We start from the raw sequence: 26,610 nt of genomic DNA on the forward strand, positions 1-26,610 counted from the left end.
CTCATTTCTACACACATGAGAAAGTCAAAACCAAAGAAGCGCATCCTCCTGCCCGACCCCAAATACAAGGAGACGCTGGTAACCCGTTTCGTAAACTACATGATGTACGACGGGAAAAAAAACCTTGCCTACACCATTTTCTACGATGCCTGCGACCTAGTGGAGCAGCGCACCAAAGAGAGCGGCGTGGAGATGTGGCGTAAAGCCCTGAACAACGTGATGCCTACTGTAGAAGTAAAGAGCCGCCGCGTAGGTGGTGCTACCTTCCAGGTGCCGACCGAAGTTCGCCCCGACCGTCGTATCGCCGTAGGCTCGAAGTGGTTGATTCAATACGCTCGTCGTCGTGGTGAGAAAACCATGAAAGACAAGCTGGCCGGCGAAATCATTGCCGCTGCTAAAGGTGAAGGTGCTGCCGTTAAGAAAAAGGACGACACCCACCGGATGGCCGAAGCCAACAAGGCCTTCTCGCACTTCCGCTTCTAATTTAGACAGACAGGGGCTTTAGAAGTTGCTGCTCTGGGAATGAGAAAAGAGATTTTCGTGTTCCTCAAGCTCAACTACTGAAGTCCCTACGTCACAAAAAAGCAATGGCTGTAAACAAAGACCTGCAATACCTCCGGAACATTGGGATTATGGCGCACATCGACGCCGGTAAGACCACAACCTCGGAGCGCATTCTATACTATACCGGTAAAACCCACAAAATCGGGGAAGTGCACGAAGGTGCTGCCACGATGGACTGGATGGAGCAGGAGCAGGAGCGTGGTATCACCATCACGTCGGCTGCTACTACCACGTTCTGGAACTACCCTACCGTACAGGGTGATCCAACGCCGGAGACCAAGCAATATAAAATCAACCTGATCGATACCCCCGGTCACGTAGACTTCACCGTAGAGGTAGAACGTTCACTGCGTGTTCTGGACGGTGCCGTGGCTCTGTTCTGCGCCGTTTCGGGCGTAGAGCCTCAGTCGGAGACCGTATGGCGTCAGGCTGACAAATACAAAGTACCGCGCATCTGCTTCGTAAACAAGATGGACCGCGCTGGTGCTGACTTCTTCAAGGCTGTTAACGAGATCAAAGAGAAGCTGGGTGCTAACCCCGTTCCGCTGCAGATCCCAATCGGCGCTGAAGATACCTTCAAAGGTGTAGTTGACCTGCTGACTGGCAAAGCCATCGTGTGGGACGACGAAACCCAAGGCAAAACCTACAAAGAAGTTCCGGTTCCCGAAGACCTCGTGGACACGGTAGCCGAGTGGCGTGAGAAGCTCGTGGAAAGCGTTGCTGAGTACGATGACACCTTGATGGAGAAATTCTTCGAGGATCCGGACAGCATCACCCGCGAGGAAATGATGGACGTTATCCGCAAAGCGGTTATCGACATGAAGTTCTCGCCCGTAATGTGCGGTTCGGCGTTCAAAAACAAAGGTGTTCAGGCTATGCTGGACGCGGTTATGGCTTACTTGCCTTCGCCGCTCGACATGCCTGCTATCATGGGTACCAACCCTGACACTGGCGAAGAAGTGGAGCGTCACCCCGACAACGACGAGCCCTTCACTGCTCTGGCGTTTAAAATTGCTACCGACCCATTCGTAGGCCGTCTGTGCTTCTTCCGCTGCTACAGCGGTCAGCTCGACGCTGGTTCGTACGTGTTTAACAACCGCACTGGCAAGAAGGAGCGTATCTCGCGCCTGATGCAGATGCACTCCAACAAGCAGAATCCCATCGACAAGATCCAGGCCGGTGACATTGCTGCTGGTGTTGGTTTCAAAGACATCAAAACTGGTGATACGCTGACCGACGAGAAGTCGCGCGTAGTACTGGAATCGATGTCCTTCCCTGAGCCCGTTATCGGTTACGCTATTGAGCCCAAAACTCAGGCTGACGTTGATAAAATGGGTATGGCTATTGCCAAGCTCGTGGAAGAAGATCCTACTCTGGTGGTACAGACTGACCCCGAGACGGGTCAGACCGTACTGAAAGGTATGGGTGAGCTTCACCTCGAAATCATCATCGACCGTATGCGTCGTGAGTTCAAGGTGGAAATCAACCAGGGTGCTCCTCAGGTAGCCTACAAAGAGGTTCTCACCAAAACGGTTGAGCACCGCGAGACTTACAAGAAGCAAACGGGTGGCCGTGGTAAATTCGGTGACATCGTATTCGAACTCGGTCCGAAACTGACCGACCCAGAGAAGCCAGGTCTGGAGTTCGTAAACGACATCACGGGTGGTGTTATCCCTCGCGAATTCATCGCTCCGGTTCAGAAAGGCTTCGAAGAAGCCATGAAGAACGGTCCGCTGGCTGGTTTCCCCATTGAAGGCATGCGTGTACGCCTGTTCTTTGGTTCTTACCACGATGTTGACTCAGACGCTCTGTCGTTCGAACTCGCTGCTCGTGGTGGCTTCCGTGAGGCTGGCAAGCAGGCTGGTCCAAAACTGCTCGAGCCGATCATGGCTGTAGAAGTAGTTTCGCCAGACGAATACACGGGTGCTGTAACCGGTGACCTGAACCGTCGTCGGGGTATCATGAAAGGCATGGACACGAAAGGTGGTGCTAACGTTATCAAGGCTGACGTTCCGCTGTCGGAGCTGTTCGGCTACGTAACCTCGCTGCGTACCATCTCGTCGGGTCGTGCTTCGGCTTCGCTCACGTTCTCGCACTACGATCAGGTGCCGCAGAACTTGGCCGACGGCATCATTGCCAAGCAAAAGGGTAACGCCATTCGCTAATCCGCTTTCTCATTAATTGACATGAACCAGAAAATTCGCATCAAACTGAAATCCTACGACCACAACCTGGTGGACAAATCGTCGGAGAAGATTGTGAAGGCGGTGAAGGCTACGGGCGCTATCGTAAGCGGTCCTATTCCACTGCCAACCGATAAGGAAAAATTCACCGTTCTTCGTTCGCCCCACGTGAACAAGAAGTCGCGTGAGCAATTTCAGCTCTGCACCTACAAGCGTCTCGTTGATATTTACTCAACATCGTCGAAGACTGTAGATGCTCTGATGAAGCTGGAGCTACCTAGCGGCGTAGACGTTGAGATCAAAGTCTGAGGACTGATTTCCCTAGCTAATTAGGAACAACACCCCATCGATTCTTCGGATTCGGTGGGGTGTTTTCGTTTTAATAGGTGCAACTTGTGCCGTAAGATGTAAGCTCTACCGTATGATAGAGCTTTTGACAGCGGTAACTTACTTACAGGTCCGCTCATTCCGTACTCGCTTGCATGCCCTCCTCACTCAGTTCACAACTGACTATCCCACGAATACTAACGGCTAGCACCGTTTTTTGCGCGTGCATTATTGTAGGCCTCTTTACGAGCACTTTCTTTCGTATCCTGCCAAGTATTGGCATAGTTGGGGTACTGTTATGTGGCCTAGTATCCTTTGTTCTGCACCGCGATGCATATACTCGTAGCAGTAAATCCGTCTACCTGCCCTTTGTGCTTATTTATGGGATACATGCTGCATCAGGCTTACTGACTAACAGTGCCAACCTACGGGAATATGAACGGGATATTGTGCTGCAGCTTCCTTTCCTAGCGTTGCCTATTGGCTTCTGGTTATTGCCTCCAATTCCAACCCGACAGCTCCGTTTGCTGTGGTATCTACTAATTGTAGTAACGGTAATTAGCGCCGCTGTTAGCACAGGAAACTACTTGCTGCACGTTGACGAAATCAATGAGCTTTATCTACGTTCCAAGGTAATGCCCACTGAGCCCGATCATATACGATTCAGCCTCATTGTAACCCTTGCTATTGCAGTGGGAGCCGCCTTGCTAGGGCAGGAAAAGATTGAGCCAGGTGCCCGCTTCTGGTTGCGGATGGCAATCATAGGATTAGCTCTGTACCAGCATCTGTTAGCTGTTCGAAGTGGCCTAGTAACGTTTTATGTGCTAGGAGGCTTTGCTTTACTTTGGCTGATACTTTACAGGAAGCAATACAAAAGAGCAACAGGCCTAGCCGCTGCGTTGGTATTGCTGCCGCTATTTAGCTACATCTGCTTCCCAACCTTCAGAAATAAATCGGCTAATACTAGGGAGGATGTAGGCAGAGTTGACCATACCGCATCGGCTAATAACTACTCCCTAGTTGGTCGGGTTTACTCTTACAAAGTAGCTCTCAAAGTGGTAGAGGAGAACCCCTGGTTTGGAGTTGGCAAAGCAGACATGGAGCAGGAGCTAGCTCAGCATTATAAGCGAGAGTTTCCTAACATTCAGCCAGAGGCCTACATTCTACCGCACAACCAATTCTTATTTACCACTGTGGCCCTCGGGTGTGTGGGGGTTGTTCTGTTCATAATAGGTTTTTACTATCCAGGCATTACTAGTGGGACTCGCTACGCACCGCTACTGCTAACGCAGTATATAATTGTTACTATATCGTTTTTGGTTGAATACACCATTGAGACACAAATTGGAATAGCCTTTTCTCTTTTCTTCCTGCTGCTAGCATTGGAAGGAGCAAAAGGAGAAAACAGTGAATATGAGGGAGGGCTTTGGCGACCATGCTAATAGGATTGCACTTTTCCGGAGCAGTAAACCAGAGTCAGCTTGCAGGTGTACTGCTTTCAGTTACAACTGGGAGGTACAGGTAGGAGCGGAGGACAATAGAAAGTCACTGATTACCAGAAAGACTAGTGCTGAACTAGGCTAACTCCGTGACGCTGAAAATATTTCGGAAGGTAGGTAGCTTATCACAGAACAATTTCCTAGCTTTGCACTCCATTTCCGAAAACGCCACTTGGGCGTTTTCAACTGTGTCTTTTTCTAAAACCCCAATCGAATGCCTGGCATCATCGGTAAAAAAATCGGTATGACAAGCCTCTTCACTCCGGACGGGAAGAACATTCCCTGCACGCTCATTGAAGCGGGTCCGTGCGTAGTGACGCAGGTTAAGACCATCGAAACGGACGGCTACACTGCCATCCAGCTCGGCTACGGCGAGAAAAAAGCAAAGAACACCACCAAAGCACTGGCTGGTCACTTCGCTAAAGCCGGAACCACTCCCAAGAAAAAACTCGTTGAGTTCCGTACCGACGAGGTTGCCAATTTCGCCGCTGGCGCCACCATCGACGCTACCCTCTTCGAGGAAGGCGAATTCGTTGACGTGGTTGGTACCTCAAAAGGAAAAGGTTTCCAGGGCGTTGTAAAGCGCTACAACTTTGCTGGTGTTGGCGGCCAGACTCACGGTCAGCACAACCGCCTGCGTCACCCCGGTTCTATCGGTGCTTGCTCATGGCCTTCACGCGTATTCAAAGGAATGCGTATGGGTGGCCGCATGGGTAACGACCGTGTGAAAGTGCAGAACCTAAAGGTAATGCGCATTGTAGCCGACAAAAACCTCATCCTGGTGAGCGGCTCGGTTCCCGGTGCCAAGAACTCTTTCGTGGTCCTGGAAAAATAACCTAGCAAATGGAACTGTCAGTATATAACATCAAAGGCGAAGACACTGGCCGCAAGGTTACCCTGTCTGACGCCATCTTCGGTCTGGAGCCGAACGAGCACGTGATGTACCTCGACGTGAAGCAGTACTTGGCCAACCAGCGCCAGGGTACGCACAAGTCGAAGCAGCGCAACGAAGTGCACGGCACTACCAAGAAACTCAAGAAGCAAAAAGGCACCGGTGGTGCTCGAGCCGGCTCTATGAAGTCGGGTGTATTCGTAGGTGGTGGCCGTATGTTCGGTCCTCAGCCCCGCGACTACGGCTTCAAGCTGAACAAAAAAACCAAGCGTCTTGCTCGTCTGTCGGCTCTTTCTAGCCTCGCTAAGGATGGCAAAGTAGCGCTGGTGGAAAACATCACGCTGTCGGCCCCCAAGACCAAGGATTTCCTAGACATCCTGAACGGTCTGAAGCTAAACAACGGCAAGAAGACGCTGCTCGTAACGGGCGCAGTTGATAAAAACGTGGTGCTGTCGGCCCGCAACATCCAGAAAGTGAGCGTGGCTACTCCCGTAGCGTTGAACACCCACGATCTGCTGAACACTGACACGCTGCTGCTGTCGGAGGATGGCCTGACGGCATTGGAACAACTCTATACCACTGCTGAGTAATGAGCATCCTGAAGAAGCCCATCGTGACCGAGAAGGCCACGGCTCTGAACGAAAAAGGCCAGTATGCCTTTGAAGTAGCTATTGACGCTAACAAGGTTCAGATCAAAAAAGAAATTGAGCAACTGTACGGGGTAACGGTAACGGGCATCAGCACCATCCGCACCATCGGCAAGCTGAAATCTAAGTTCACGAAAGGCGGGGCAGTTTCCGGCCGTCGTGCTCACGGCAAACGCGCCGTGGTAACCGTGAAAGAAGGCGACGTTATCGACTTCTACAGCGGCCTGTAAGCCCGCCTTTTCGCAAAGAGCATTTTCTAAGCTAGAGTAATGGCACTCAAAAAACTAAGACCAACATCACCGGGTCAGCGCTTCCGCATTGCACCGGCCTTCGACGAGATTACTGCGTCGACGCCGGAGAAGTCGCTGTTGGCACCCATGAAAAACTCCGGTGGCCGTAACAACTCGGGCAAAATGTCCAATCGCTACATCGGTGGTGGACATAAAGCCAAGTATCGTATCATCGACTTCAAGCGTGACAAAGCTGGTGTTCCAGCCACGGTGAAGACGATTGAGTACGACCCTAACCGCACGGCTCGTATTGCTCTTCTGAGCTACGCCGATGGTGAAAAGCGCTACATTATTGCTCCTGCCGGTGTAACCGTAGGTGCAACTGTAGTGTCGGGTACGGGTGTGGCCCCGGAAGTAGGCAATGCCCTTCCCCTCCGCGAGATTCCGCTGGGAACTATCGTTCACAACATCGAGTTAATGCCCGGCAACGGTGCAGCTATGGCTCGGTCGGCTGGAACGTACGCTCAGTTGGTAGCCCGCGAAGACAAATATGCCACCCTGAAACTGCCTTCCGGCGAGATGCGCATGGTACTCGTTACCTGCATGGCTACGGTTGGTACTGTGTCGAATGGTGACCACATGAACGTACGTCTCGGCAAAGCCGGTCGTAATCGCTGGTTGGGTCGTCGTCCACGTGTTCGTGGTGTTGCAATGAACCCTGTCGATCACCCCATGGGTGGTGGTGAAGGTAAGTCGTCGGGTGGTCACCCACGCAGCCGTAACGGCATCTTCGCTAAAGGTCAGAAGACCCGCAACAAGAACAAGTACTCCGAGCAGCTCATCGTTAACCGTAAAGGCAAGAAGTAATCAATGGCACGTTCACTAAAAAAAGGGCCGTACATTGACTTCCGGCTCGAGAAGAAAGTAACGGCAATGGAAGAAACCGGCAAAAAGTCGGTGGTGAAGACTTGGTCTCGCCGCTCGATGATTTCTCCGGACTTCGTAGGCCACACCTTCGCCGTTCACAACGGCAATAAGTTCATCCCGGTATATGTGACGGAGAACATGGTAGGACACAAACTCGGTGAGTTTGCCCCGACCCGTAACTTCCGCGGCCACATTGCCAAGAAAGATAAAGGCAAGCGCTAAGAATGGAAGCAGTAGCTAAACTCCGTAACGTGCCTACCTCGCCGCGCAAGATGCGCTTGGTAGCCAACCTGGTGCGCGGTCAGAAAGTGACCCGTGCTCTCGGCCTGCTGAAGTTCGAGGCTAACTCGGGCGCTGCTCGTATCGAAAAGCTGCTCCTGTCGGCTCTGGCCAACTGGCAGCAGAAAAACGAAGACGAGCGTATCGAAGATGCGAACCTATACATCAAAGAGATTTTCGTGGATGAAGGTCGCCAGTTGAAGCGTCTGCGCCCCGCCCCCCAGGGCCGTGGTCACCGCATCCGCAAGCGCAGCAACCACGTGACGCTGGTAATTGATTCAAAAGTAGCACCGCTGGGCAGCAAAGCTGCCGCTCTGCAAGCTGCTGAGACCAAGCCCGCCGCCACCACCGCCGAAGCTGCTCCGAAAAAGACTCGTCGTAGCTCCGCTAAGAAATCCACTGAAACCACGGCAGAAGCCACCGCATAAGCACTATGGGACAGAAAGTAAATCCGGTTGGCTTCCGTCTGGGCGTCATCAAAGGATGGGACTCGAACTGGTACGGCGGCAAGGACTTTGCCGACAAACTGGTTGAGGACGAAAAAATCCGCAAATACATCAACGCTCGTATCCCGAAGGGTGGCATCAGCCGCATCGTTATCGAGCGTACGCTGAAGCGCGTTACTATTACTATCAACACGGCCCGTCCGGGTGTGGTAATTGGTAAAGGCGGCGCCGAAGTTGATAAGATCAAAGACGAGCTGAAGCAAATCACCGGCAAAGACGTTCAGATCAACATCTTCGAAATTAAGCGTCCTGAACTTGATGCTAAGCTGGTAGGTGAGAGCATTGCTCAGCAGCTCCAAGCGCGTATCTCGTTCCGTCGCGCTATGAAGATGGCCATCCAAGCTGCAATCCGCGTTGGTGCCGAAGGCATCAAGATTCAGTGCGGTGGCCGTCTGGGTGGTGCTGAAATTGCTCGCTCTGAGCAGTACAAAGAAGGCCGCACTCCGTTACACACGCTACGCGCTGACATTGACTATGCTCTGTCGGAAGCTCAGACTGTATATGGCAAAATCGGCATCAAGGTGTGGGTAATGCGTGGTGAAGTGTTCGGCAAGCCCGACCTGTCTCCTAACCAGGTTCCCGCTAACCAAGGTGGCGAAAGCCGTGGTAACGACCGTGGCCCACGTGGTGAGCGTGGTGACCGTGGTGGTGACCGTGGCCCGCGTCGTGACCGGAATGACCGTGGTGGCGAAGGCCGTGGCGGTGACAACCGTGGTGGTCAAGGTGGTGGACAGCGTCGCGGTGGCGGCGGTGGCCAGAACCGTGGCAGTCAGGGTGGCGGTGCTCCGCGTCGCTAGGCTTTTTCTCTTCTTTCGAATTTCAATTCAAGATAAATCATGTTACAACCGAAAAGGACCAAGTATCGCAAGATGCAAAAGGGTCGCGTGCATGGCTTAGCCCACCGCGGCAGCTCCATTGACTTCGGTTCGTTCGCTATCAAGTCGCTGGAACAGGCTTGGATTACGGCTCGCCAGATTGAGGCTGCCCGTATTGCCATGACCCGCGCCATGAAACGCGAAGGTCAAGTTTGGATCCGCATTTTCCCTGATAAGCCGATCACCAAGAAGCCTGCTGAAGTGCGGATGGGTAAGGGTAAAGGTTCGCCCGAGTATTGGGTGGCTGTAGTGAAGCCCGGCACCATCATGTTCGAATCAGATGGCGTTAGCCTGGAAGTAGCACAAGAGTCGCTACGTCTGGCTGCTCAGAAGCTGCCGGTTCGGACTTCATTTGTTGTTCGTCGCGACTACGTAGAAAACAAGTAAGATGAAGAACGCTGAAATCCGTGCCCTCTCGCTAGAGGACCTCAAAAACCAGATTAAAGCTGAGCAGACTAACGGCCAGAGCATGCGTTTTGCGCACGCTATTTCTCCACTGGAGAATCCGATTCGTCTGAAGCAAGCCCGCAAAAATGTCGCCCGTCTGCTGACCGAGTTGAAGCGTCGCGAGAACGAGCAGGCAACTAACACTGCTAACTAACGATGGCAAGCAACGAAGAACAGCAGGCAACGACCGCAACCGAGCGGAACCTGCGTAAAGAAATCATCGGCCGCGTTTCCTCCTCCAAGATGGATAAGTCCATCACGGTAGTTGTGGAAAGCAAAATGAAACACCCCATCTACGGCAAATTCGTTACCAAGTCGACCAAATTCATGGCTCACGACGAGAACAACGAATGCGGCGAAGGCGATACGGTTCGCATTATGTCGACCCGTCCGCTGAGCAAAAACAAGCGGTGGAGACTGGTAGAAATTCTAGAACGCGCCAAGTAAGATGATACAGCAAGAATCCCGTCTGACCGTCGCTGATAACAGCGGCGCCAAAGAAGTTCTCTGCATCCGTGTCCTCGGTGGCACGGGCAAGAAATACGCCAGCGTAGGCGATAAGATTGTAGTAGCAATCAAATCGGCTATTCCTTCCGGCAACGCTAAAAAAGGCACTGTATCGAAGGCTGTTGTAGTTCGCACGAAGAAAGAAGTACGCCGCAAGGATGGTTCTTACATTCGTTTCGACGACAACGCCGCCGTACTGCTCAACAATAACGACGAGCCCCGCGGTACCCGCATCTTCGGCCCCGTGGCCCGTGAACTTCGCGAGAAGCAGTTCATGAAGATCGTTTCGCTGGCTCCTGAAGTTCTCTAAGCAATGGCAACGAAAACGAAAGCAACGCCCGCGAAACTGCATGTGAAAACCGGTGACACCGTTTTGGTGATTGCTGGTGACGAGAAAGGCAAAACCGGTGTGATTAAGTCGGTGAACCGTTCTACGCAGCGTGTTATCGTGGAAGGCCTAAACCTGGTAACTAAGCACAACAAACCTAGTGCTAAGAACCCCCAGGGCGGCATCACCAAGATCGAGTCACCGATTCACGTGAGCAACGTGAAGCGCACGGATTCGACTAACGCCTAATCCGCTCTACGACCATGGCTCGACTCAAAGAAAAATATCAGAAAGAAGTAGTACCTGCGCTCCAGGAGAAATTCCAGTTCAAGAGCATCATGCAGGTACCACGCATCACCAAGATCTGCATCAACCGCGGTATTGGCGCAGCCGTTGCCGATAAGAAGCTGGTAGATAACGGTGTTGACGAGCTGACGACCATCACTGGTCAGAAAGCCGTTGCCACTATCGCCAAGCGTTCGGTGTCGAACTTCAAACTGCGTGAAGGCATGCCTATCGGTGCCCGTGTTACCCTGCGCGGCGAGCAGATGTATGAATTCATGGACCGTCTGCTGACAGTTGCTCTGCCCCGCGTTCGTGACTTCAAAGGCATTAACGACAAAGGCTTCGATGGCCGTGGTAACTATACCCTAGGCATCAAAGAGCAAATCATCTTCCCAGAAATTTCGATCGATAAGATCAAGTCGATTTCTGGTATGGACATCACCTTCGTAACGACCGCTGAAAACGATGAGCAGAGCTATGAACTGCTGAAAGCTTTCGGTATGCCGTTCGCTAACGCCAAGAAACAAAGCTAATGGCTAAGGAATCCATCAAAGCCCGCGAGCGGAAGCGCATCGCTCTAGTAGCTCGCTACGCTGAGAAGCGTAAAGCCCTCAAAGCTGCTGGTGACCTAGAAGGTCTGGACAAATTGCCCCGGAACTCGTCGCCTGTGCGTCTGCACAACCGCGACAAGATTGACGGTCGCCCCCGTGGTTACATGCGTAAGTTCGGCATCAGCCGCGTACGTTTCCGCGAGATGGCTCTAGCCGGCAAAATCCCCGGTGTAACGAAGTCTAGCTGGTAATTCAGCTATAACTGTCGGATAAAGTTTATCAGGCAGTTCTATTTGGCAGGTTGCCGAAAGAAACCATTGGCCGAGCCTAAGTAAGTCGAGCCAAGTAGTCTTAACCGAAAATTTCGTCGCCACTTTTCGTGGCGGCGAAATTTTCCTATCTTTGCGGCTCCCTAAAAATGGGCGCCTCTTTTCTACAGAAATGAATACAGATCCAATTGCCGACTACCTGACCCGGGTACGCAATGCCATCAAGGCAAACCACCGGGTAGTAGAAATCCCGGCCAGCAACATCAAAAAGGAGATTACGAAGGTGCTCTACAAGAAGGGCTACATTCAGAGCTACCGTTTTGATGACAGCGCTGTACAGGGCACGATCAAAATCGCGCTGAAGTACAACCCCGCTACGAAGCAGTCTGCTATTACGAAGCTGGAGCGCGTGAGCACTCCCGGTCTGCGTAAGTACGCTCACGTAGAGAACCTGCCCCGCGTGTTGAGCGGTCTGGGTGTTGCAATTCTGTCGACGTCGAAAGGCGTGATGACGGAGAAAGAGGCGAAAGCCGAGAACGTGGGCGGCGAAGTGCTGTGCTACGTCTACTAATCTGAAAGGAAAACGAGACTATGTCACGCATTGGTAAACTGCCCATCAGCCTGCCCGCCAACGTGCAGGTTGAAGTGAGCAACGAAAACACGGTAACCGTGAAGGGCCCAAAGGGTACCTTGGTGGTTCCAGTTGACCGCGACATTACCGTAGCTACCGAAGATGGTCAGCTGGTGGTAACGCGTCCGACCGAGCAGAAGCGTCACAAGGCCATGCATGGTCTGTACCGCTCACTGCTGAATAACGCTGTTAGCGGTGTTAGCAACGGTCTGGAAGAGAAGCTGGAGCTGGTAGGTGTAGGTTACAAAGCCGCTATGGCTGGTACCACCCTCGAGCTTTCGCTGGGGTACTCTCACAACATCTTCCTGGCTCTGCCGAAGGAAGTAACTGCTACGGCGGTAACTGAAAAGGGTAAAAACCCCATCGTTACGCTGACTAGCATTGACAAGCAACTGCTAGGCCAGGTAGCCGCCAAGATTCGCTCGTTGCGCAAAGTTGAGCCTTACAAAGGCAAAGGCGTGCGCTTCGTGGGTGAGCAGATTCGTCGTAAGGCTGGTAAAACGGCTTCGAAATAACATCACACCATGGCTTTCGATAAAGCAACTAGAAGAAAACGGATCCAGCGCATCATCCGCACTAAGGTGGCTGGCACGTCCGAGCGTCCGCGTTTGTCAGTGTTCCGCAGCAATACGGGCATCTATGCTCAGATTATTGACGACACGACTGGTCACACGCTGGCGTCTGCTTCCTCGAAGCACGTTTCGGTGGAAGGGGGCAACGGAGTAGCCCTCGCTGCCGCAGTTGGCAAAGAACTTGCCGCCCGTGCTACAGGAAAAGGAATTTCGAAAGTGGTATTTGACCGTTCCGGTTACCTCTACCACGGCCGCGTAAAATCATTGGCAGAAGGAGCCCGCGAAGGCGGCCTCAATTTCTAAATCATCATGGCAGAATTTAACAACGGCCCTCGTGGTGGTGGCAATGACCGCGGTGGCAACGACCGTCGTGGTGGTGGCAATGACCGTCGCGGCAACGACCGTAACGCGGAGCAGTCGCGCACTGGCGACTCAGATCTAAAAGAAAAGGTTGTTGCTATCAACCGTGTAGCTAAAGTAGTGAAGGGCGGTCGTCGCTTCAGCTTCTCAGCTATCGTAGTAGTAGGTGACGGCAATGGCACCGTAGGTTATGGCCTAGGCAAAGCCAACGAAGTAACTGACGCCATTGCGAAAGGCATTGACGACGCTAAGAAAAACCTCGTGAAGGTTCCGCTGTACAAGCACACGGTTCCTCACGTGATGGAAGGTAAGTACTCTGGTGGTTTCGTGCTGGTTCAGCCGGCTGCTGCTGGTACTGGTGTAATTGCAGGTGGTGCTATGCGCGCTGTTTTCGAAAGCGCTGGTATCAAGGATGTTCTGGCAAAGTCAAAAGGTTCGTCCAACCCCCACAACGTGGTTAAGGCTACCTTTGATGCCCTTCTGAAAATGCGCGACCCCATGCAGATTGCACAGGCTCGTGGCATCACTCTCTCCCAAGTATTTAACGGCTAAGAGCAGATGGCGCAGATCCAAATCAAACTCGTTAAGAGCGTTATCGACCGCCCCGAGCGTCAGAAGCGCACTATCAAGGCCCTAGGCCTAGGCAAAATCGGCAGCACCAAGGAAGTGGAAAACACGCCCCAGGTTGCTGGTATGGTTAATGCCGTGAAGCACCTGTTGGAAGTAACCGAACTCTAGGAATCTCCCGAAAATGAATCTCAGCAATCTCAAACCCGCCGTTGGCTCTACCCGCAATGAGAAGCGCGTAGGTCGTGGTACGGGTTCCGGCCGTGGCGGCACATCGACGCGCGGTCACAAAGGTGCCAAGTCCCGTTCGGGTTACTCCAAGAAGTCGGGCTTCGAAGGTGGGCAAATGCCCCTTCAGCGTCGCGTACCTAAGTTTGGTTTCACCAACATTAACCGCGTCGAGTACAAAGCTGTTAACTTGGACGTATTGGCTGCTCTGACCGAGAACGGCAGTGCTACCACTCTGGACAAAGACTTCTTTGTAAATGCTGGTCTGGCTTCCAAGAACGCCAAGATCAAAGTTCTAGGTCGTGGTGAAATCACCCAAGCTCTGGAAGTACATGCCCATGCTTTCTCTAAGTCGGCTATTGAAGCTATTGAGAAGGCAGGTGGTAAAGCTGTGACGCTTTAAGCCTGATTGGCAATGAACAAGTTCATCACCACGATTAAGAACATTTTTGCGATTGAAGATCTGCGTATGCGGATCTTCAATACGCTTTTCTTCATTGCCATCTATCGGCTGGGTTCTTACGTGGTGCTGCCCGGAGTGGATCCGAATAGATTGAAGGCTAACGCCGGCGGAGTACTAGGTATTCTAGATACGCTGCTCGGTGGTGCCTTCAGCCACGCTTCGGTATTCGCGCTGGGCATCATGCCATATATCTCAGCCTCAATCGTGCTGCAGCTGCTCACGATTGCGGTGCCTTACTTCCAGAAGCTTCAGAAGGAAGGTGAGTCAGGTCGCAAGAAGATCAACCAATATACTCGGGTGCTGACCATCCCGATTGTAGCTCTGCAATCCGTCGGGTTTATTGCTACAATCAATGCGGAAGCAATCACCAATCCTGGTCCTTTCTTTACAATATCTACGGCACTGATTATCACTGCCGGAACATTGTTCTGTATGTGGCTAGGGGAGAAAATAACGGATAAAGGTATCGGTAACGGTATATCCATGATCATTATGATCGGGATTGTATCTCGGCTACCTGGTGCTTTGATCGGTGAAGCAACTGCTCGCACGATGCGTGGCTCGCTGATCTTTCTGATCGAGCTTGCCGTGTTGTTCTTAGTTGTAATGGCCGTTATTATCCTAACACAAGCAGTGCGCCAGATTCCGGTGCAGTATGCTAAGCAGGTAGGTGGTGCCGCTCAACTAAGCTCGCAGCGTCAGTACATCCCGATGAAAGTGAATGCTGCTGGTGTAATGCCTATCATCTTCGCTCAGTCGTTGATGTTTGTGCCCGCTATTGCAGCTTCAGCTTGGAACAAAGACAGTGAAACTGCTGGTCTCATTGGCACGTGGTTTCAGCCCAACCACTGGGTATACAACCTCGTGTTCGGTTTGCTCATCATCATCTTCACGTATTTCTACACCGCTATCAGTGTTAATCCCAATCAGATTGCGGATGACTTGAAGCGCAGTGGTGGTTTCATTCCGGGGGTTAAGCCTGGCCGTGATACCTCAGAATACATTGATGAAGTACTGACCCGCATTACGCTGCCTGGTGCAGTAGCCCTAGCTGCTATTGCTATCCTCCCCTCACTAGCTACAGTGGCTGGTGTAACCCGGCCGTTTGCTCAGTTTTACGGTGGTACTTCTCTCATCATTATGGTGGGTGTGGTACTAGATACCATGAATCAAGTGAAGAGCTACTTGCTCATGCGTCATTACGATGGCATGATGAAGTCGGGCAAAGTACGAGGCCGCTCACAAAACATTGCTCTGGCTTCGTAACAACATGATTGTTTACAAGACAGAAGAAGAAATAGAACTCATGCGGGCTAGTGCGAAAGTACTGGCCCAAGCTCACGGAGAAGTAGCTAGCATGATTCGGGAAGGAATTACTACGCGAGAGCTAGACCAGCGCGCAGAAGAATTCATCCGGGACCATGGTGGACAGCCTTCCTTTAAGGGGTATAATGGGTTTGAATATAGCCTGTGCATTTCTCCTAACTCAGTAGTCGTGCATGGTTTTCCGGGAGATTACACTCTGAAGAGTGGCGATGTTATCTCAGTTGACGCAGGCGTATTACTTAACGGCTATCATTCAGATAGCGCTTACACCTACCCAGTAGGGGAGGTGGCACCGGAGGTGCTCAAGTTACTGGAGGAAACCAAAAAATCGCTGTACCTGGGCATTGAACAGGCAGTGGCAGGTAATCGAATGGGCGACATCAGCTTTGCTATTCAGAACCATGTTGAGAAACAGGGTTATGGAGTAGTAAGGGAACTAGTCGGCCACGGAATAGGTAAGAAGCTGCACGAGCGGCCAGAAGTACCAAACTACGGTAAACGTGGAGCGGGACTTAAGCTGCAAACAGGCTTGACACTTGCCATTGAACCTATGGTGAATCTGGGGACTAAGAGTGTGGTACAGGAAAAGGATGGCTGGACTATCCGCACCAAAGACCTTAAGCCTTCGGCGCACTTTGAACATACAGTAGTTGTTCGTAAAGACAAGGCGGAAATACTTACCTCCTTCGAATACATAGAAAAAGCCTTACAGTAGCCTTATGGCCAAACAAACTTCCATTGAGCAGGACGGTGTCATCCTGGAAGCCCTTTCCAATGCCATGTTCCGAGTGGAACTGGAAAACGGTCACCAGTTGATTGCCCACATTTCGGGCAAGATGCGGATGCACTACATTAAGATTCTGCCGGGAGATAAGGTTAAACTCGAAATGTCGCCCTACGATCTGTCGAAGGGACGAATTGTGTACCGTTACAAATAACCCGACGACATGAAAGTCAAAGCGTCCGTCAAGAAGCGTAGCGTTGATTGCAAAATCATCCGCCGCAAAGGCAAGCTCTACGTGATCAACAAAAAGAACCCGCGCTACAAGCAGCGTCAGGGGTAGTAGCACCAGACTTTTTAATAAAGCACATGGCTCGTATTGCAGGGGTAGATATCCCAGACAACAAGCGCGGTGAAATCGCGCTGACCTACATTTTCGGCATTGGCCGTCCTTCTGCTCAGCAGATCCTAACCAAAGCAGGTGTTGACCTGAACAAGAAGGTTAAGGATTGGACTGAAGCTGAGGCTGGCGAAATCCGCGGCGTGATTGCTGCTGAGTATAAGACCGAAGGTGTGCTGCGCTCAGAAGTGCAGCTGAACATTAAGCGCCTGATGGACATCGGTTGCTACCGGGGTCTGCGTCACCGCAAAGGTCTGCCAGTTCGTGGTCAGCGTACCAAGAACAACTCGCGTACCCGCAAGGGCAAGCGTAAGACCGTTGCTGGCAAGAAGAAGGCTACTAAATAAACCGTAGTGGGAATCGAAGTGTGGCTTCCGTTGTTGGGAGCACACTTCAACACCTCCCGCAGATTTTTGCGATAACCAAATGGCACAAAAGAGAAAAGACAAAGCCAAGAAGCGCGTTGTCGTTGTTGAGCCAGTAGGCCAGGTTCACATCAAGGCTTCGTTCAACAACATCATCATTTCCATCACCAACAACAATGGCCAAGTAATTTCTTGGGCTTCAGCTGGTAAGATGGGTTTCCGGGGTTCTAAGAAGAACACCCCCTATGCAGCTCAGATGGCTGCTACGGACTGCGGCAAAGTAGCTCATGACCTGGGCATGCGCAAAGCTGAGGTGTTCGTGAAGGGTCCGGGCGCTGGCCGTGAGTCGGCTATTCGTACGCTGGGTAACGTGGGTATTGAGGTAACGACCATTAAGGACGTGACGCCGCTGCCCCACAATGGCTGCCGTCCTCCCAAACGTCGTCGCGTTTAGTTTATTGAACAGGCCTTTTTAGGCCACCGGTGTCGGGTTTCTGATGCGCCTTTACTCCCCTGCAAGGTGCGCCTCCGGAGCCCGACACGCGCGGTTCAACCCCCACATCACTCAACAACCCCGAAATGGCACGTTATACTGGTCCTAAAACCAAGATTGCCCGTCGCTTCAATGAGCCGATCTTCGGCCCAAGCAAGGCACTCACCAAAAAAGCATATCCTCCCGGTCAGCACGGCCGTGGTCGTCGTAAGAAGCAAAGCGAGTACGCTGTCCAACTGATGGAGAAGCAGAAAGTGAAGTACATGTACGGCGTACTTGAGAAGCAGTTCGAGAACCTGTTCCACAAAGCTGCTACTATGCCTGGCATCACCGGCGACAACCTGCTGGCTCTGCTGGAGGCTCGTCTGGACAACACGATTTACCGTTTGGGCATTGCTCCTACGCGTCGTGCTGCTCGTCAGCTGGTTTTGCACAAGCACATCACGGTAAACGGCGAAGTAGTTAACATCGCTTCTTACCGTTTGCGCGCTGGCGACGTTGTTGCCGTACGCGAAAAGTCGAAGTCGCTGGAGGCTATCACCACGAGCCTGAGCGCCCGCAACGCCCGTGCTTTCTCGTGGCTGGAGTGGGATGGCAAGGAGTTGGTTGGCAAGTTCCTCAACGCCCCCTCGCGTGACCTGATTCCGGAGAAGATCACGGAGCAGCTCATCGTCGAGCTTTACTCGAAGTAATAATGGAAACGGCCCAGCAGTCTGGGCCGTTTTCCTGCTTCGACTTTTTTCCTTGTTATAAATGGATTTGGGTAGCAGGTGGTAAGGAATTAGGCTAGATTGGCCGCATTCTTACTACCTGCTATTCACTACTTCAAACCGCCCCACTTATGTCAATCTTAGCTTTTCAAATGCCGGAGAAGGTCGTGATGGAGAAATCTGACGACTTCTACGGAACGTTTGAATTTAAACCGCTGGAGAAAGGCTACGGCGTCACGATCGGCAACGCTCTGCGCCGCATCCTGCTGTCGTCGCTGGAGGGCTACGCCATCACGTCGGTTCGCACCAGCAGCGTTCTGCATGAGTTCATGACCATCGAAGGGGTGATTGAGGACATGTCCGAAATCATTCTGAACCTCAAGCAGGTTCGCTTCAAGAAGGTTAGCGACGCTATCGAGGACAAAATTACGGTTCGTGTAAAGGGCCAGGATACGTTCACGGCGGGTGACATCAACAAATTCACTAACGGTTTCCAGGTGCTGAACCCGGACTTGGTGATTTGCAACGTGGACCCAGCTACCGAACTGGAGTTTGAGTTCACGATTCAGAAAGGCCGTGGCTACGTTCCCGCTGAGGAGAACAAGCCCGCTGACCAAGTATTCGGTCAGATTGCCATCGACGCCATTTTCACGCCTATCAAGAACGTGAAGTACAGCATCGAAAACACCCGTGTAGAGCAGAAGACCGACTATGAGAAGCTCCTCATCGAGATTCACACGGACGGCTCTATCCACCCGGAGGATGCACTTAAAGGTGCCGCCAACATTCTTATCCAGCACTTCATGCTGTTCTCGGACAGCACCATGACTTTCGAAACGGCTAAAGCCGAAGAGGAAGAGACTGTGGACGAAGAAACGCTGCACATGCGCAAGGTGCTGAAGACGCCATTGGCGGATATGGACCTGAGCGTGCGTGCTTACAACTGCCTCAAGGCCGCCGACATCAAAACTCTCGGCGACCTAGTGCAGCTGGACATGGCTGACATGATGAAGTTCCGCAACTTCGGTAAGAAGTCGTTGACTGAACTAGAGAACCTCGTTGAGGAAAAGGGTCTGACCTTCGGGATGGATCTGGGCAAGTACAAGCTCGACGAAGAATAGCATTTCTAGTCAAGAAGGGGCTGAGATTGAAAAAGTGGCTTAGGACACTATTTCATCTCAGCCCCTTTTTTGTGTCAAGGTATTGAGTACCTTTGCACTCCCAATTTCACACTCTTAAACAGTGAGCCCAAGGGACGACGGTTCTAATGAGAAAGCCTAGCTTTCCGCCGTGGTCGTCGTTCGCAAGCCCACACCTTCATTTCTTTTTATGCGTCACGGTAAAACCATCAACCACCTCGGCCGTACGGCCTCGCACCGCAACGCCATGCTCTCGAACATGGCTTCTTCGCTGATCATGCACAAGCGCGTGACCACGACGGTTGCTAAAGCCAAAGCTCTGCGCAAGTTCGTTGAGCCCCTGCTGACCAAAGCTAAGAGCGACACCACGCACTCGCGTCGTCTCGTTTTCTCGGTTCTGGAGAACAAAGAAACCCTGAAAGAGCTGTTCGGCACGGTGTCGGCTAAAATTGCTACTCGTCCAGGTGGCTATACCCGTATCATCAAGCTGAGCGAAAACCGTCTGGGTGACAACGCTGAGATGTGTATCATCGAGCTGGTAGACTTCAACGAGACGTTGCTGGCTAGTAAGACTGCCGTTGAAGCTAAAGCTACCACTACTCGTCGTTCGCGCGGCAAGAAGAAGGCTGATGCTCCCGCTGGCGAAGCTGTAGCTCCCGCTGCTGTAGTTGAAACCGCTGCTCCTGCTGACACTGCTACCACGACGGTAGAAGAAGGCGAGACCCGCGACGAAGCTAAAGCTGACGAAGAAGCTGCTTCATAGTTCTAGCTACTGCTGAAATACTAAAGGGACGTGCCGAGAGGTACGTCCCTTTTTTCATGCTCAGTCAGTTGGTATGGCGGGGCACCTCACGCCCGGCGACATATCCGAAAAGGGGAAAGGGAGCCTGACGAGGCAGCAAAGCTGCAAGATGCTACTCGGTTCGTGCTCGATTTACGGGAGTTTATTGGAATTCTGCATGAGTTTGACGGAAGTGGCATAGGGAGGCAGAGGAATAGCGCGTGTTTTGGATGTCTTCTATTCAAACCCGACGATATGAAAGCCTACTTTACTTTCCTTCTTCTGCTGGTGACTTTAGGCACTGGTTTCGCGCAGCAAGCTTCGGTGAGCGGTCAGATTGTGGATGCGCAGCGTAGGCCAGTGCCGTTTGCCTCAGTAGCGCTGTTGACAGCGGCAGACTCTGTAGTAACTCAGGCAGCGCAAGCCAATGAGGAGGGGGCCTATGTTATAAAGAGCGTTGAGGCGGGAACTTACAGGGTAGTGGTGACGGCGCTGGGATTTGGGAAGGGCAGGAGTGAAATATTCACAGTGAGCAGCGGGCCGGTACGCGTGCCGAACATTGTGCTAGCTTCTGCATCGCAGGAATTAAAGGGCGTTGAGATAATAGGACGGAAACCGCTGCTTGAAATGCAGGCCGGTAAGATGATTGTGAACGTGGAAGGTAGTCTGACGGCAGGTTCTACGGCCTTGGAGGCATTACAGAAAGTGCCTGGCCTAGTAGTAATGAGCAACCGTATTAGTCTGGCTGGGCGGGAAGGTGTCATTATCCAGATTGACGGCCGGACAACCCAGTACACTGATGTGGTGGGGGTACTGAAGGATTTTCCGAGTAGCAGCATTGAGCGGATTGAGGTGCTAACCCAGCCCGATGCTAGTCATGACGCCGCGGGTAACGCGGGCATCATCAACATTATCCTGAAGAAAAACGCTGACTTAGGTACAAACGGCACGCTTACGGCCGCAGCGGGCTACGGGCGCTTCGGGAAGGGCAGTGCCACGCTCGACCTGAACCACCGCACAAAGCAGCTTAACCTGTTTGGCAACTACAGCTACACATACCGCAAAACGTACGAGCAACTGAACACCGAGCGATGGGCTACTGAAGCGGAAGGCAGTTATCGGCAGATGAGCTACCAGCCACGGATGGCTAACGTGCAGGCGTTGCGAGCCGGGGCCGATTATAGCCTTTCACGGCGGCAGACGCTAGGCCTATTGCTGAATGGCTATACTAACCGCACGCAAGTAAACGGGCAGAACCAGACAATAGCCGACAACGGCACGGGCGTACAAACGACGAACGATACGCGTAGGGTGACGGATTCGTACGCGGCTAATGTGAATTACAAGCTGCTGCTGGATACGCTAGGCCAGGAGCTGACGGCCGACGTGGATTATTCGCGGTACGAGTCGGACAGCTACGGGCGCTTGGTGAACACCGTGACGGCCGAACGGCAGAAACGGCAGGAGCGCCTCCGAAACGATCAGCTTACCAATATAGGCTTACGCTCAGTGAAGCTAGATTACCGCTGGCCGGTGCGAGAAGGACTGAAGGTTTCTGCAGGGGTAAAAGCTAGCCAAGCTAGCATTGCAAGTGCTGTGCAGTTGTCGGGTGGGGGCCAGGAGCGGGACGATAACTTCCGATACACGGAAAGTATTCGAGCAGGGTATGCGCAGGCGGAAGGTCGGCAGTTTGGCATTGGGTGGCAGGGTGGCCTACGGGGCGAGTGGACGAACACCCTGGCCATATCGCAAGCCGATGGCCGACGAGTAGCGCGCCAGTACGGGCAGCTGTTCCCGAGCCTGAGCCTCGACAGAGTCGTATACAAATCCCTAGCGCTGAACCTGGCCTACAGTCGCCGCATTGATAGGCCTAGCTACCAAGACCTAAACCCCAGCATCCTGTATCTAGACCCCTACACCTCACAGCGCGGTAACCCGTTCCTGAAGCCCCAGTTTACCAACAACTATAAGCTGGCCCTGACTTATAACAAGCAGCCCTTCTTTATGCTAGGTTACAGCCGCACGCGTGACGCTATTAGCCTAGTGACGGTTACCCAAGACAGCGCCATTTACTCTACTTCGGCTAACCTTGACCACTTGGAGCGGTACAGCGCCACCCTGAACTTTCCGCTGAACTTGGGCAAGCTGATGACGGGCTACGCCGGCGTGAACGTATTCTACAATCAGTATCTGAGCCAGTACCTGGGCAGCACCTACCGCAACGGCCGGACGGCAGCAACCTTCTACGCCCAATCGAATGTGAAGCTGCCGCGGGGTGTGACGTTTGAAGCCTCAGGGTATTACCAGACGGCGGGCGTGAATGGACTGGTCAATTTCAAGGCATTTGGCGCGTTAAACTTAGGCTTGCAGAAAACTCTGCTGCATGAGCGGGCTACGTTGCGGCTGAATCTGAACGACGCGCTGTTTTCGAATAAACAACGTGGAACGGTGCGCTACCAAGATCTGGACGTGAACTTCCTGAGCTATGGGGAGAGCCGGCAACTGCGGGCCAGCTTCACCTACAAGCTCGGCAATCAGCAGTTGAAAGCCGCTCGTAAGCGCAGTACTGGCCTAGAGGAAGAACGCGGCCGCGTGAAATCAGATAAAGAATAGCATCTTCCGGGCGGCTATGAATTCCTCGTCCCTGAAACCCTCGCGGTCCTATAACTCCGACCTTCTGTTGCTGGTAGTATACTGGCTGCTGGCGTCGCCTATTATCTATTCCAGCTATCGGCACGATTTCGGGGTTGAGCGGGCGCTGGCGGGTATTCTTTACACCATCCTGCTTGACTCGGCGGCGGTGTATCTGCTGGTGTTTCGGTTTCTGCCGCTGGCACTACAGCGGCGCAATGCCGTGGTGGTGCTGGCCAGTATTACGGTGTTTGTGGTGCTCGATGCCCATTGCTACCTGTTTGGCTACCAGCTGTTGTTCAGCAAGCACCCTCTGCACTGGAGCGCCCAGGAAGTGCTCAACTCCATTATACAGCACACGCAGAGCTACGGGATGCTGGGCATCCTGATGGCAGGAAAGCGCTATTTTGAAGTGCAGAAACGGCTGCTGCAAACCCAGAAAGCGCAAACGGAGAGTGAACTGCGCAACCTCAAAGCCCAGATTGATCCGCACTTCCTGTTCAACAACCTCAACGTGCTGCGCGGCCTCATCCAGCAAGACCCCGCGGAGGCGAATGCCTACCTAGGTCGTTTTGCTAATCTGTACCGGTTCCTGATTCGGCACAAGGATGATGATTTTGTGACGATGGCCGAGGAACTGCAATTCGTAAACGAGTACATCTACTTGCTGCGCCACCGCTTTGGCGCGGCCTACTCGTTCCGGCAGGAGCTAGCCGAAGCAGCAGAGCTGGAGCGGCTACTAGTAGTGCCAGGTACGCTACAGCTGCTGGTGGAAAATGCCATTAAACACAATGCCGGCGACGAAGATGACGCGCTGCTCATCACCATTAAAGTCACGGAAACAGAGTTGGTGGTGTGGCACGCGCTTCGGCCCAAGCTCACACCGGTTGATTCTACTGGCCTAGGCCTGTCCAACTTGCGGGAGCGGTACAAGCTCCTGTTCAATAAAGCTATTGGGGTAGAAAATTCCGGCGCAGTATTCAGTGTAACGGTGCCAATGGTACGTCAAGCGCAAACGTGGTCGGCGGCGTAGCAGACAGACTAAGTCAATAAGCAGTTGATGAACATTCTGATTCTGGAAGATGAAGAGCTGGCGGCTCGGCAAACGGTGCAGTTTTTAGAGCGGGCCGGCTTAGTAACAGAGGCGCCACCAGTAGTGAGAAGTGTGGAGAAGGCCCTCAACTGGCTACAAACGCACCCCAGGCCCGACCTTATCTTCTCTGATATTGAATTGCTCGATGGCAATGTATTCTCGCTGTATGAGCGGTTTAGGGTAACCTGCCCCATCATTTTCACCACCGCCTACGACCAGTTTCTGCTGCCTGCTTTCCGCGGCAATGGCATTGCCTATTTGCTGAAGCCTTTCGATTACGAGCAGTTTCAGGAGGCACTGAATAAGTACCAGCTGCTGCAGCAAAGTCTGGCACCAACGGCGGCAGTGCCAGCTCTTACCCCCGAGATAGTGCGCGAGCTAGGCCAGGCCCTGCGTCAGAATGCGCAGCCCCAGTACAAACAGCGCTTTTCGGTGAGAATGCGCAACGGTCTTTACGTCCTGCAGACGGATGATGTGGCCTACGTGCAGGCCGATGAGGGCGTGACGTTTGCCGTGGATGGGGCCGGCACGCGCTACCCACTCGGCGGCACGCTCACGGAGCTGGAGCGCCAGCTTGACCCCACTAGGTTTGGGCGCCTGAACCGCTCAGAGTTGGTGAATATTGCGTTTGTGGAGAAAGTAGAGCCGTATTTCAACAATCGGCTGGCCGTGAAGCTGCGGGCCAGCAGCGTGACGCTCACCACCAGCGCCGCGCAAACCCCGGAGTTTCGGAAATGGCTGGAAGGGTAGTGATGGCCTAGAAGGAGAAAGGAACGTCCTGTCGAGCTGGTCGAGGCATGAGCGTTCTAGGCCAGTCTACCGGGGCAATGGCTATCAAATAGCTTGAAGGAAAGAGTGAATTGTACCTGCTTGGCTGTTTCTGATGCTGACTTTGCACTGGCAATATTTCGCACTGGCCAAAAAGGACCAATTGAGTACCTTGCCGCCCCAACGCAACCGGGCCTAGTCGGGTTTGGGTTGTGAAATTCCCCAAGCCATTCTATTCTTCCATTCAACCCATTTCTCATGAGTATCATCACCGAAATCCACGCTCGCCAGATCTTTGATTCGCGCGGCAACCCAACCGTGGAGGTGGACGTGACCACCGAAAGCGGCACCGTAGGCCGTGCCGCCGTGCCCTCGGGCGCTTCTACTGGCAAGCACGAAGCCGTGGAGCTGCGCGACGACGACAAGTCGAAGTACATGGGCAAAGGGGTGCTGAAGGCCGTGGAAAACGTGAACAGCAAGATTGCTGAAGAGCTGATTGGTTTCTCGGTATTCGAGCAAGGCTTGCTCGACAAGATCATGCTGGAGCTCGACGGCACGCCCAACAAGGCTAACCTGGGCGCTAACGCTATTCTAGGTGCTTCGCTGGCCATTGCCCGTGCCGCTGCCGCTGAGGCTGGCATGCCCCTGTACCGCTACGTAGGCGGCGTAAATGCTACCACGCTGCCCGTACCGATGATGAACATCCTGAACGGCGGCTCGCACGCCGACAACAGCATCGACTTCCAGGAGTTCATGATTATGCCCGTGGGCGCTCCTTCGTTCTCGGAGGCGCTGCGCTGGGGCACTGAAATCTTCCACCACCTCAAAAACGTGCTCAAGAAGCAAGGCCTGAGCACGAACGTAGGTGACGAAGGTGGTTTCGCCCCGAACATCAAGTCGAACGAAGACGCTATTAAAGTGGTACTGCAAGCCATTGAAACGGCTGGCTACAAGCCCGGCGACGACGTGATGATTGCCATGGACGCTGCTGCTTCGGAATTCTACTCCGATGGTCACTACCACTTCAAGAAGAGCACCGGCGACAAGCTGACTTCTTCGGAGATGGTGGCCTACTGGACCGACTGGACCAAGAAGTACCCCATCATCAGCATTGAAGATGGCATGGACGAGGACGACTGGACCGGCTGGAAAGACCTCACCAACAGCATTGGCTCGACCACACAGCTGGTAGGCGACGACCTGTTTGTGACCAACGTAAACCGTCTGCAGCGCGGTATTGATGAGCAGATTGCCAACGCCATCCTCATCAAAGTAAACCAGATCGGTACCCTCACCGAGACGATTGATGCCATCAACCTAGGCCGTCGTAACGGATACAAGAGCATCATGTCGCACCGCTCGGGCGAGACGGAGGACAACACCATCGCCGACCTGGCAGTGGCGCTGAACACCGGCCAGATCAAGACGGGCTCGGCTTCGCGCTCCGACCGTATGTCGAAGTACAACCAGCTGCTCCGCATCGAGGAAGAACTGGGCGAGGTGGCCTACTTCCCCGGCAAGAAAATGTAAAGCACACTTGGCGCTGAGTAGCGCTGAGCAGTGTTTATTACAGAACGGTGTCGTGGCCTATGGGCGGCGACACCGTTTTTGCGTAGTGCTGGTGTTGGCCTAAATCGTGATATTTGTGTACCAGCTGCTCAGTGAGCAGCTCCATTAGCTGCTTCTGCCATGAATTTCTCCGATGCATTCAGCCGGGTACCGCGCTTCTTGCGCAGCTTTTACTTCCTGACTGGCCTAGGCTTTCTGGTGTGGATGTTCGTGTTCGATGCCAACGACTTTGTGAAGCAGTACGACATGTACGCCAAGTGGCAGGAACTACGCACCGATAAAGAGTACTACCTGCGCGAAATTGATAAGGTGAAGAAGGACCGCGCCGAGTTGCTGAGCAGCCCCGAACTGCTGGAGAAATTCGCCCGCGAGAAATACATCATGAAGCGTCCCGGCGAGGACGTATTCGTGCTGGTAGCCCCAGAGAAGGAGGAGTAAGCTGCCCTGTTGTGGCGTGGTAGTTGCCCTTGCCTCCCC

37 protein-coding genes and 1 pseudogene are annotated in these 26,610 nt (G+C 53.0%); all 38 read left to right on the forward strand.

What is annotated here, in order from left to right; genetic code table 11:
• Positions 1-15 precede the first annotated feature (15 nt).
• The 38 genes and pseudogenes from rpsG to EU556_RS04210 all read left to right on the forward strand — a co-directional run bounded on the left by rpsG (position 16) and on the right by EU556_RS04210 (position 26,571).
• Positions 16-483, forward strand: a complete 468-nt coding sequence (gene rpsG / locus EU556_RS04025) for a 30S ribosomal protein S7 (protein ID WP_135431237.1) — start codon at positions 16-18, stop codon at positions 481-483.
• A gap of 104 nt (positions 484-587) precedes the next feature.
• On the forward strand, positions 588-2,729 hold the full coding sequence (gene fusA, locus EU556_RS04030) for an elongation factor G (RefSeq protein ID WP_135431239.1): 2,142 nt from the start codon (positions 588-590) through the stop codon (positions 2,727-2,729).
• A gap of 21 nt (positions 2,730-2,750) precedes the next feature.
• Positions 2,751-3,056 (forward strand): 30S ribosomal protein S10, encoded by a 306-nt coding sequence (gene rpsJ, locus EU556_RS04035; protein WP_022822123.1) that lies wholly within the window; start codon positions 2,751-2,753, stop codon positions 3,054-3,056.
• A gap of 605 nt (positions 3,057-3,661) precedes the next feature.
• Positions 3,662-4,516, forward strand: a complete 855-nt coding sequence (locus EU556_RS04040; RefSeq protein WP_210116218.1) for an O-antigen ligase family protein — start codon at positions 3,662-3,664, stop codon at positions 4,514-4,516.
• 271 nt (positions 4,517-4,787) lie between these two features.
• The gene (rplC, locus tag EU556_RS04045) at positions 4,788-5,408 is read left to right on the forward strand and encodes a 50S ribosomal protein L3 (RefSeq protein ID WP_135431243.1); all 621 of its coding nucleotides are present in this window, start codon (positions 4,788-4,790) and stop codon (positions 5,406-5,408) included.
• An 8-nt stretch (positions 5,409-5,416) separates the two neighbouring features.
• The gene (gene rplD / locus EU556_RS04050) at positions 5,417-6,055 is read left to right on the forward strand and encodes a 50S ribosomal protein L4 (protein ID WP_135431245.1); all 639 of its coding nucleotides are present in this window, start codon (positions 5,417-5,419) and stop codon (positions 6,053-6,055) included.
• Positions 6,055-6,342 (forward strand): 50S ribosomal protein L23, encoded by a 288-nt coding sequence (rplW, locus tag EU556_RS04055; protein WP_135431247.1) that lies wholly within the window; start codon positions 6,055-6,057, stop codon positions 6,340-6,342. The genes rplD and rplW overlap by 1 nt, the downstream gene beginning before the upstream one ends.
• 39 nt (positions 6,343-6,381) lie before the next feature.
• Positions 6,382-7,209, forward strand: coding sequence for a 50S ribosomal protein L2 (rplB, locus tag EU556_RS04060; protein WP_135431249.1), 828 nt, complete (start codon positions 6,382-6,384; stop codon positions 7,207-7,209).
• A gap of 3 nt (positions 7,210-7,212) precedes the next feature.
• Positions 7,213-7,491, forward strand: coding sequence for a 30S ribosomal protein S19 (gene rpsS, locus EU556_RS04065; protein WP_088844274.1), 279 nt, complete (start codon positions 7,213-7,215; stop codon positions 7,489-7,491).
• 2 nt (positions 7,492-7,493) lie between these two features.
• The gene (gene rplV, locus EU556_RS04070) at positions 7,494-7,976 is read left to right on the forward strand and encodes a 50S ribosomal protein L22 (RefSeq protein ID WP_135431251.1); all 483 of its coding nucleotides are present in this window, start codon (positions 7,494-7,496) and stop codon (positions 7,974-7,976) included.
• A gap of 5 nt (positions 7,977-7,981) precedes the next feature.
• A complete protein-coding gene (rpsC, locus tag EU556_RS04075; RefSeq protein WP_135431253.1) occupies positions 7,982-8,851 on the forward strand; it encodes a 30S ribosomal protein S3 in 870 nt (289 codons plus the stop codon).
• A gap of 39 nt (positions 8,852-8,890) precedes the next feature.
• Positions 8,891-9,316, forward strand: coding sequence for a 50S ribosomal protein L16 (gene rplP / locus EU556_RS04080; RefSeq protein ID WP_135431255.1), 426 nt, complete (start codon positions 8,891-8,893; stop codon positions 9,314-9,316).
• 1 nt (position 9,317) lies between these two features.
• On the forward strand, positions 9,318-9,530 hold the full coding sequence (gene rpmC, locus EU556_RS04085; protein WP_135431257.1) for a 50S ribosomal protein L29: 213 nt from the start codon (positions 9,318-9,320) through the stop codon (positions 9,528-9,530).
• A 2-nt stretch (positions 9,531-9,532) separates the two neighbouring features.
• On the forward strand, positions 9,533-9,823 hold the full coding sequence (gene rpsQ / locus EU556_RS04090) for a 30S ribosomal protein S17 (protein ID WP_135431259.1): 291 nt from the start codon (positions 9,533-9,535) through the stop codon (positions 9,821-9,823).
• 1 nt (position 9,824) lies between these two features.
• Positions 9,825-10,193, forward strand: a complete 369-nt coding sequence (gene rplN / locus EU556_RS04095) for a 50S ribosomal protein L14 (protein ID WP_044003245.1) — start codon at positions 9,825-9,827, stop codon at positions 10,191-10,193.
• A gap of 3 nt (positions 10,194-10,196) precedes the next feature.
• A pseudogene (rplX, locus tag EU556_RS04100) lies at positions 10,197-10,445 on the forward strand (50S ribosomal protein L24); the annotation flags it as partial.
• 29 nt (positions 10,446-10,474) lie between these two features.
• Complete coding sequence (gene rplE, locus EU556_RS04105; protein ID WP_135431263.1) at positions 10,475-11,029, forward strand: 50S ribosomal protein L5; 555 nt, start codon at positions 10,475-10,477, stop codon at positions 11,027-11,029.
• A complete protein-coding gene (gene rpsN / locus EU556_RS04110; protein WP_135431265.1) occupies positions 11,029-11,298 on the forward strand; it encodes a 30S ribosomal protein S14 in 270 nt (89 codons plus the stop codon). Before rplE ends, rpsN begins: the two co-directional genes overlap by 1 nt.
• Before the next feature lie 190 nt (positions 11,299-11,488).
• Positions 11,489-11,887, forward strand: coding sequence for a 30S ribosomal protein S8 (rpsH, locus tag EU556_RS04115; RefSeq protein WP_135431267.1), 399 nt, complete (start codon positions 11,489-11,491; stop codon positions 11,885-11,887).
• 20 nt (positions 11,888-11,907) lie between these two features.
• On the forward strand, positions 11,908-12,462 hold the full coding sequence (gene rplF, locus EU556_RS04120) for a 50S ribosomal protein L6 (RefSeq protein ID WP_135431269.1): 555 nt from the start codon (positions 11,908-11,910) through the stop codon (positions 12,460-12,462).
• Positions 12,463-12,471: 9 nt separating this feature from the next.
• Positions 12,472-12,822, forward strand: coding sequence for a 50S ribosomal protein L18 (rplR, locus tag EU556_RS04125; RefSeq protein ID WP_044003239.1), 351 nt, complete (start codon positions 12,472-12,474; stop codon positions 12,820-12,822).
• 6 nt (positions 12,823-12,828) lie between these two features.
• Positions 12,829-13,431: a 30S ribosomal protein S5 gene (rpsE, locus tag EU556_RS04130; protein ID WP_135431271.1), complete on the forward strand. Its 603-nt coding sequence runs from the start codon at positions 12,829-12,831 to the stop codon at positions 13,429-13,431.
• Positions 13,432-13,437: 6 nt separating this feature from the next.
• Positions 13,438-13,617, forward strand: coding sequence for a 50S ribosomal protein L30 (gene rpmD, locus EU556_RS04135; RefSeq protein WP_135431273.1), 180 nt, complete (start codon positions 13,438-13,440; stop codon positions 13,615-13,617).
• Between the two features lie 13 nt (positions 13,618-13,630).
• A complete protein-coding gene (gene rplO, locus EU556_RS04140; protein WP_135431275.1) occupies positions 13,631-14,077 on the forward strand; it encodes a 50S ribosomal protein L15 in 447 nt (148 codons plus the stop codon).
• Positions 14,078-14,089: 12 nt separating this feature from the next.
• On the forward strand, positions 14,090-15,403 hold the full coding sequence (gene secY, locus EU556_RS04145) for a preprotein translocase subunit SecY (protein WP_135431277.1): 1,314 nt from the start codon (positions 14,090-14,092) through the stop codon (positions 15,401-15,403).
• A gap of 4 nt (positions 15,404-15,407) precedes the next feature.
• Positions 15,408-16,178, forward strand: a complete 771-nt coding sequence (map, locus tag EU556_RS04150) for a type I methionyl aminopeptidase (RefSeq protein WP_135431279.1) — start codon at positions 15,408-15,410, stop codon at positions 16,176-16,178.
• Between the two features lie 4 nt (positions 16,179-16,182).
• Positions 16,183-16,401: a translation initiation factor IF-1 gene (gene infA, locus EU556_RS04155; RefSeq protein ID WP_022822146.1), complete on the forward strand. Its 219-nt coding sequence runs from the start codon at positions 16,183-16,185 to the stop codon at positions 16,399-16,401.
• Between the two features lie 9 nt (positions 16,402-16,410).
• Positions 16,411-16,527, forward strand: a complete 117-nt coding sequence (gene rpmJ, locus EU556_RS04160; RefSeq protein ID WP_045688470.1) for a 50S ribosomal protein L36 — start codon at positions 16,411-16,413, stop codon at positions 16,525-16,527.
• 26 nt (positions 16,528-16,553) lie between these two features.
• Positions 16,554-16,931: a 30S ribosomal protein S13 gene (gene rpsM, locus EU556_RS04165; RefSeq protein ID WP_045688471.1), complete on the forward strand. Its 378-nt coding sequence runs from the start codon at positions 16,554-16,556 to the stop codon at positions 16,929-16,931.
• A 79-nt stretch (positions 16,932-17,010) separates the two neighbouring features.
• Entirely contained in the window at positions 17,011-17,403 is a 393-nt protein-coding gene (gene rpsK, locus EU556_RS04170; protein WP_022822149.1) for a 30S ribosomal protein S11, read from the forward strand.
• Positions 17,404-17,528: 125 nt separating this feature from the next.
• Entirely contained in the window at positions 17,529-18,134 is a 606-nt protein-coding gene (rpsD, locus tag EU556_RS04175) for a 30S ribosomal protein S4 (protein ID WP_135431281.1), read from the forward strand.
• A gap of 149 nt (positions 18,135-18,283) precedes the next feature.
• On the forward strand, positions 18,284-19,273 hold the full coding sequence (locus EU556_RS04180) for a DNA-directed RNA polymerase subunit alpha (protein WP_135431283.1): 990 nt from the start codon (positions 18,284-18,286) through the stop codon (positions 19,271-19,273).
• Between the two features lie 208 nt (positions 19,274-19,481).
• Positions 19,482-20,054, forward strand: a complete 573-nt coding sequence (rplQ, locus tag EU556_RS04185; protein WP_135431285.1) for a 50S ribosomal protein L17 — start codon at positions 19,482-19,484, stop codon at positions 20,052-20,054.
• Positions 20,055-20,327: 273 nt separating this feature from the next.
• On the forward strand, positions 20,328-22,685 hold the full coding sequence (locus EU556_RS04190; protein ID WP_135431287.1) for an outer membrane beta-barrel protein: 2,358 nt from the start codon (positions 20,328-20,330) through the stop codon (positions 22,683-22,685).
• 16 nt (positions 22,686-22,701) lie between these two features.
• Positions 22,702-23,736, forward strand: coding sequence for a sensor histidine kinase (locus tag EU556_RS04195; RefSeq protein ID WP_135431289.1), 1,035 nt, complete (start codon positions 22,702-22,704; stop codon positions 23,734-23,736).
• A 27-nt stretch (positions 23,737-23,763) separates the two neighbouring features.
• Positions 23,764-24,546, forward strand: a complete 783-nt coding sequence (locus tag EU556_RS04200; RefSeq protein WP_135431291.1) for a LytR/AlgR family response regulator transcription factor — start codon at positions 23,764-23,766, stop codon at positions 24,544-24,546.
• A gap of 276 nt (positions 24,547-24,822) precedes the next feature.
• Entirely contained in the window at positions 24,823-26,094 is a 1,272-nt protein-coding gene (gene eno / locus EU556_RS04205) for a phosphopyruvate hydratase (RefSeq protein WP_135431293.1), read from the forward strand.
• Positions 26,095-26,253: 159 nt separating this feature from the next.
• Positions 26,254-26,571, forward strand: coding sequence for an FtsB family cell division protein (locus tag EU556_RS04210; protein ID WP_135431295.1), 318 nt, complete (start codon positions 26,254-26,256; stop codon positions 26,569-26,571).
• Positions 26,572-26,610 lie beyond the last annotated feature (39 nt).

Source organism: Hymenobacter fodinae (genome assembly GCF_004745825.1).
Classification (GTDB): Bacteria; Bacteroidota; Bacteroidia; order Cytophagales; family Hymenobacteraceae; genus Hymenobacter; species Hymenobacter fodinae.

Bases quoted from the DNA above. Each gene is read 5' to 3' on its own strand.
- rpsG (WP_135431237.1), top strand. From the start codon at position 16: ATGAGAAAGTCAAAACCAAAGAAGCGCATCCTCCTGCCCGACCCCAAA.
- fusA (WP_135431239.1), top strand. From the start codon at position 588: ATGGCTGTAAACAAAGACCTGCAATACCTCCGGAACATTGGGATTATG.
- rpsJ (WP_022822123.1), top strand. From the start codon at position 2,751: ATGAACCAGAAAATTCGCATCAAACTGAAATCCTACGACCACAACCTG.
- rplC (WP_135431243.1), top strand. From the start codon at position 4,788: ATGCCTGGCATCATCGGTAAAAAAATCGGTATGACAAGCCTCTTCACT.
- rplD (WP_135431245.1), top strand. From the start codon at position 5,417: ATGGAACTGTCAGTATATAACATCAAAGGCGAAGACACTGGCCGCAAG.
- rplW (WP_135431247.1), top strand. From the start codon at position 6,055: ATGAGCATCCTGAAGAAGCCCATCGTGACCGAGAAGGCCACGGCTCTG.
- rplB (WP_135431249.1), top strand. From the start codon at position 6,382: ATGGCACTCAAAAAACTAAGACCAACATCACCGGGTCAGCGCTTCCGC.
- rpsS (WP_088844274.1), top strand. From the start codon at position 7,213: ATGGCACGTTCACTAAAAAAAGGGCCGTACATTGACTTCCGGCTCGAG.
- rplV (WP_135431251.1), top strand. From the start codon at position 7,494: ATGGAAGCAGTAGCTAAACTCCGTAACGTGCCTACCTCGCCGCGCAAG.
- rpsC (WP_135431253.1), top strand. From the start codon at position 7,982: ATGGGACAGAAAGTAAATCCGGTTGGCTTCCGTCTGGGCGTCATCAAA.
- rplP (WP_135431255.1), top strand. From the start codon at position 8,891: ATGTTACAACCGAAAAGGACCAAGTATCGCAAGATGCAAAAGGGTCGC.
- rpmC (WP_135431257.1), top strand. From the start codon at position 9,318: ATGAAGAACGCTGAAATCCGTGCCCTCTCGCTAGAGGACCTCAAAAAC.
- rpsQ (WP_135431259.1), top strand. From the start codon at position 9,533: ATGGCAAGCAACGAAGAACAGCAGGCAACGACCGCAACCGAGCGGAAC.
- rplN (WP_044003245.1), top strand. From the start codon at position 9,825: ATGATACAGCAAGAATCCCGTCTGACCGTCGCTGATAACAGCGGCGCC.
- rplE (WP_135431263.1), top strand. From the start codon at position 10,475: ATGGCTCGACTCAAAGAAAAATATCAGAAAGAAGTAGTACCTGCGCTC.
- rpsN (WP_135431265.1), top strand. From the start codon at position 11,029: ATGGCTAAGGAATCCATCAAAGCCCGCGAGCGGAAGCGCATCGCTCTA.
- rpsH (WP_135431267.1), top strand. From the start codon at position 11,489: ATGAATACAGATCCAATTGCCGACTACCTGACCCGGGTACGCAATGCC.
- rplF (WP_135431269.1), top strand. From the start codon at position 11,908: ATGTCACGCATTGGTAAACTGCCCATCAGCCTGCCCGCCAACGTGCAG.
- rplR (WP_044003239.1), top strand. From the start codon at position 12,472: ATGGCTTTCGATAAAGCAACTAGAAGAAAACGGATCCAGCGCATCATC.
- rpsE (WP_135431271.1), top strand. From the start codon at position 12,829: ATGGCAGAATTTAACAACGGCCCTCGTGGTGGTGGCAATGACCGCGGT.
- rpmD (WP_135431273.1), top strand. From the start codon at position 13,438: ATGGCGCAGATCCAAATCAAACTCGTTAAGAGCGTTATCGACCGCCCC.
- rplO (WP_135431275.1), top strand. From the start codon at position 13,631: ATGAATCTCAGCAATCTCAAACCCGCCGTTGGCTCTACCCGCAATGAG.
- secY (WP_135431277.1), top strand. From the start codon at position 14,090: ATGAACAAGTTCATCACCACGATTAAGAACATTTTTGCGATTGAAGAT.
- map (WP_135431279.1), top strand. From the start codon at position 15,408: ATGATTGTTTACAAGACAGAAGAAGAAATAGAACTCATGCGGGCTAGT.
- infA (WP_022822146.1), top strand. From the start codon at position 16,183: ATGGCCAAACAAACTTCCATTGAGCAGGACGGTGTCATCCTGGAAGCC.
- rpmJ (WP_045688470.1), top strand. From the start codon at position 16,411: ATGAAAGTCAAAGCGTCCGTCAAGAAGCGTAGCGTTGATTGCAAAATC.
- rpsM (WP_045688471.1), top strand. From the start codon at position 16,554: ATGGCTCGTATTGCAGGGGTAGATATCCCAGACAACAAGCGCGGTGAA.
- rpsK (WP_022822149.1), top strand. From the start codon at position 17,011: ATGGCACAAAAGAGAAAAGACAAAGCCAAGAAGCGCGTTGTCGTTGTT.
- rpsD (WP_135431281.1), top strand. From the start codon at position 17,529: ATGGCACGTTATACTGGTCCTAAAACCAAGATTGCCCGTCGCTTCAAT.
- EU556_RS04180 (WP_135431283.1), top strand. From the start codon at position 18,284: ATGTCAATCTTAGCTTTTCAAATGCCGGAGAAGGTCGTGATGGAGAAA.
- rplQ (WP_135431285.1), top strand. From the start codon at position 19,482: ATGCGTCACGGTAAAACCATCAACCACCTCGGCCGTACGGCCTCGCAC.
- EU556_RS04190 (WP_135431287.1), top strand. From the start codon at position 20,328: ATGAAAGCCTACTTTACTTTCCTTCTTCTGCTGGTGACTTTAGGCACT.
- EU556_RS04195 (WP_135431289.1), top strand. From the start codon at position 22,702: ATGAATTCCTCGTCCCTGAAACCCTCGCGGTCCTATAACTCCGACCTT.
- EU556_RS04200 (WP_135431291.1), top strand. From the start codon at position 23,764: ATGAACATTCTGATTCTGGAAGATGAAGAGCTGGCGGCTCGGCAAACG.
- eno (WP_135431293.1), top strand. From the start codon at position 24,823: ATGAGTATCATCACCGAAATCCACGCTCGCCAGATCTTTGATTCGCGC.
- EU556_RS04210 (WP_135431295.1), top strand. From the start codon at position 26,254: ATGAATTTCTCCGATGCATTCAGCCGGGTACCGCGCTTCTTGCGCAGC.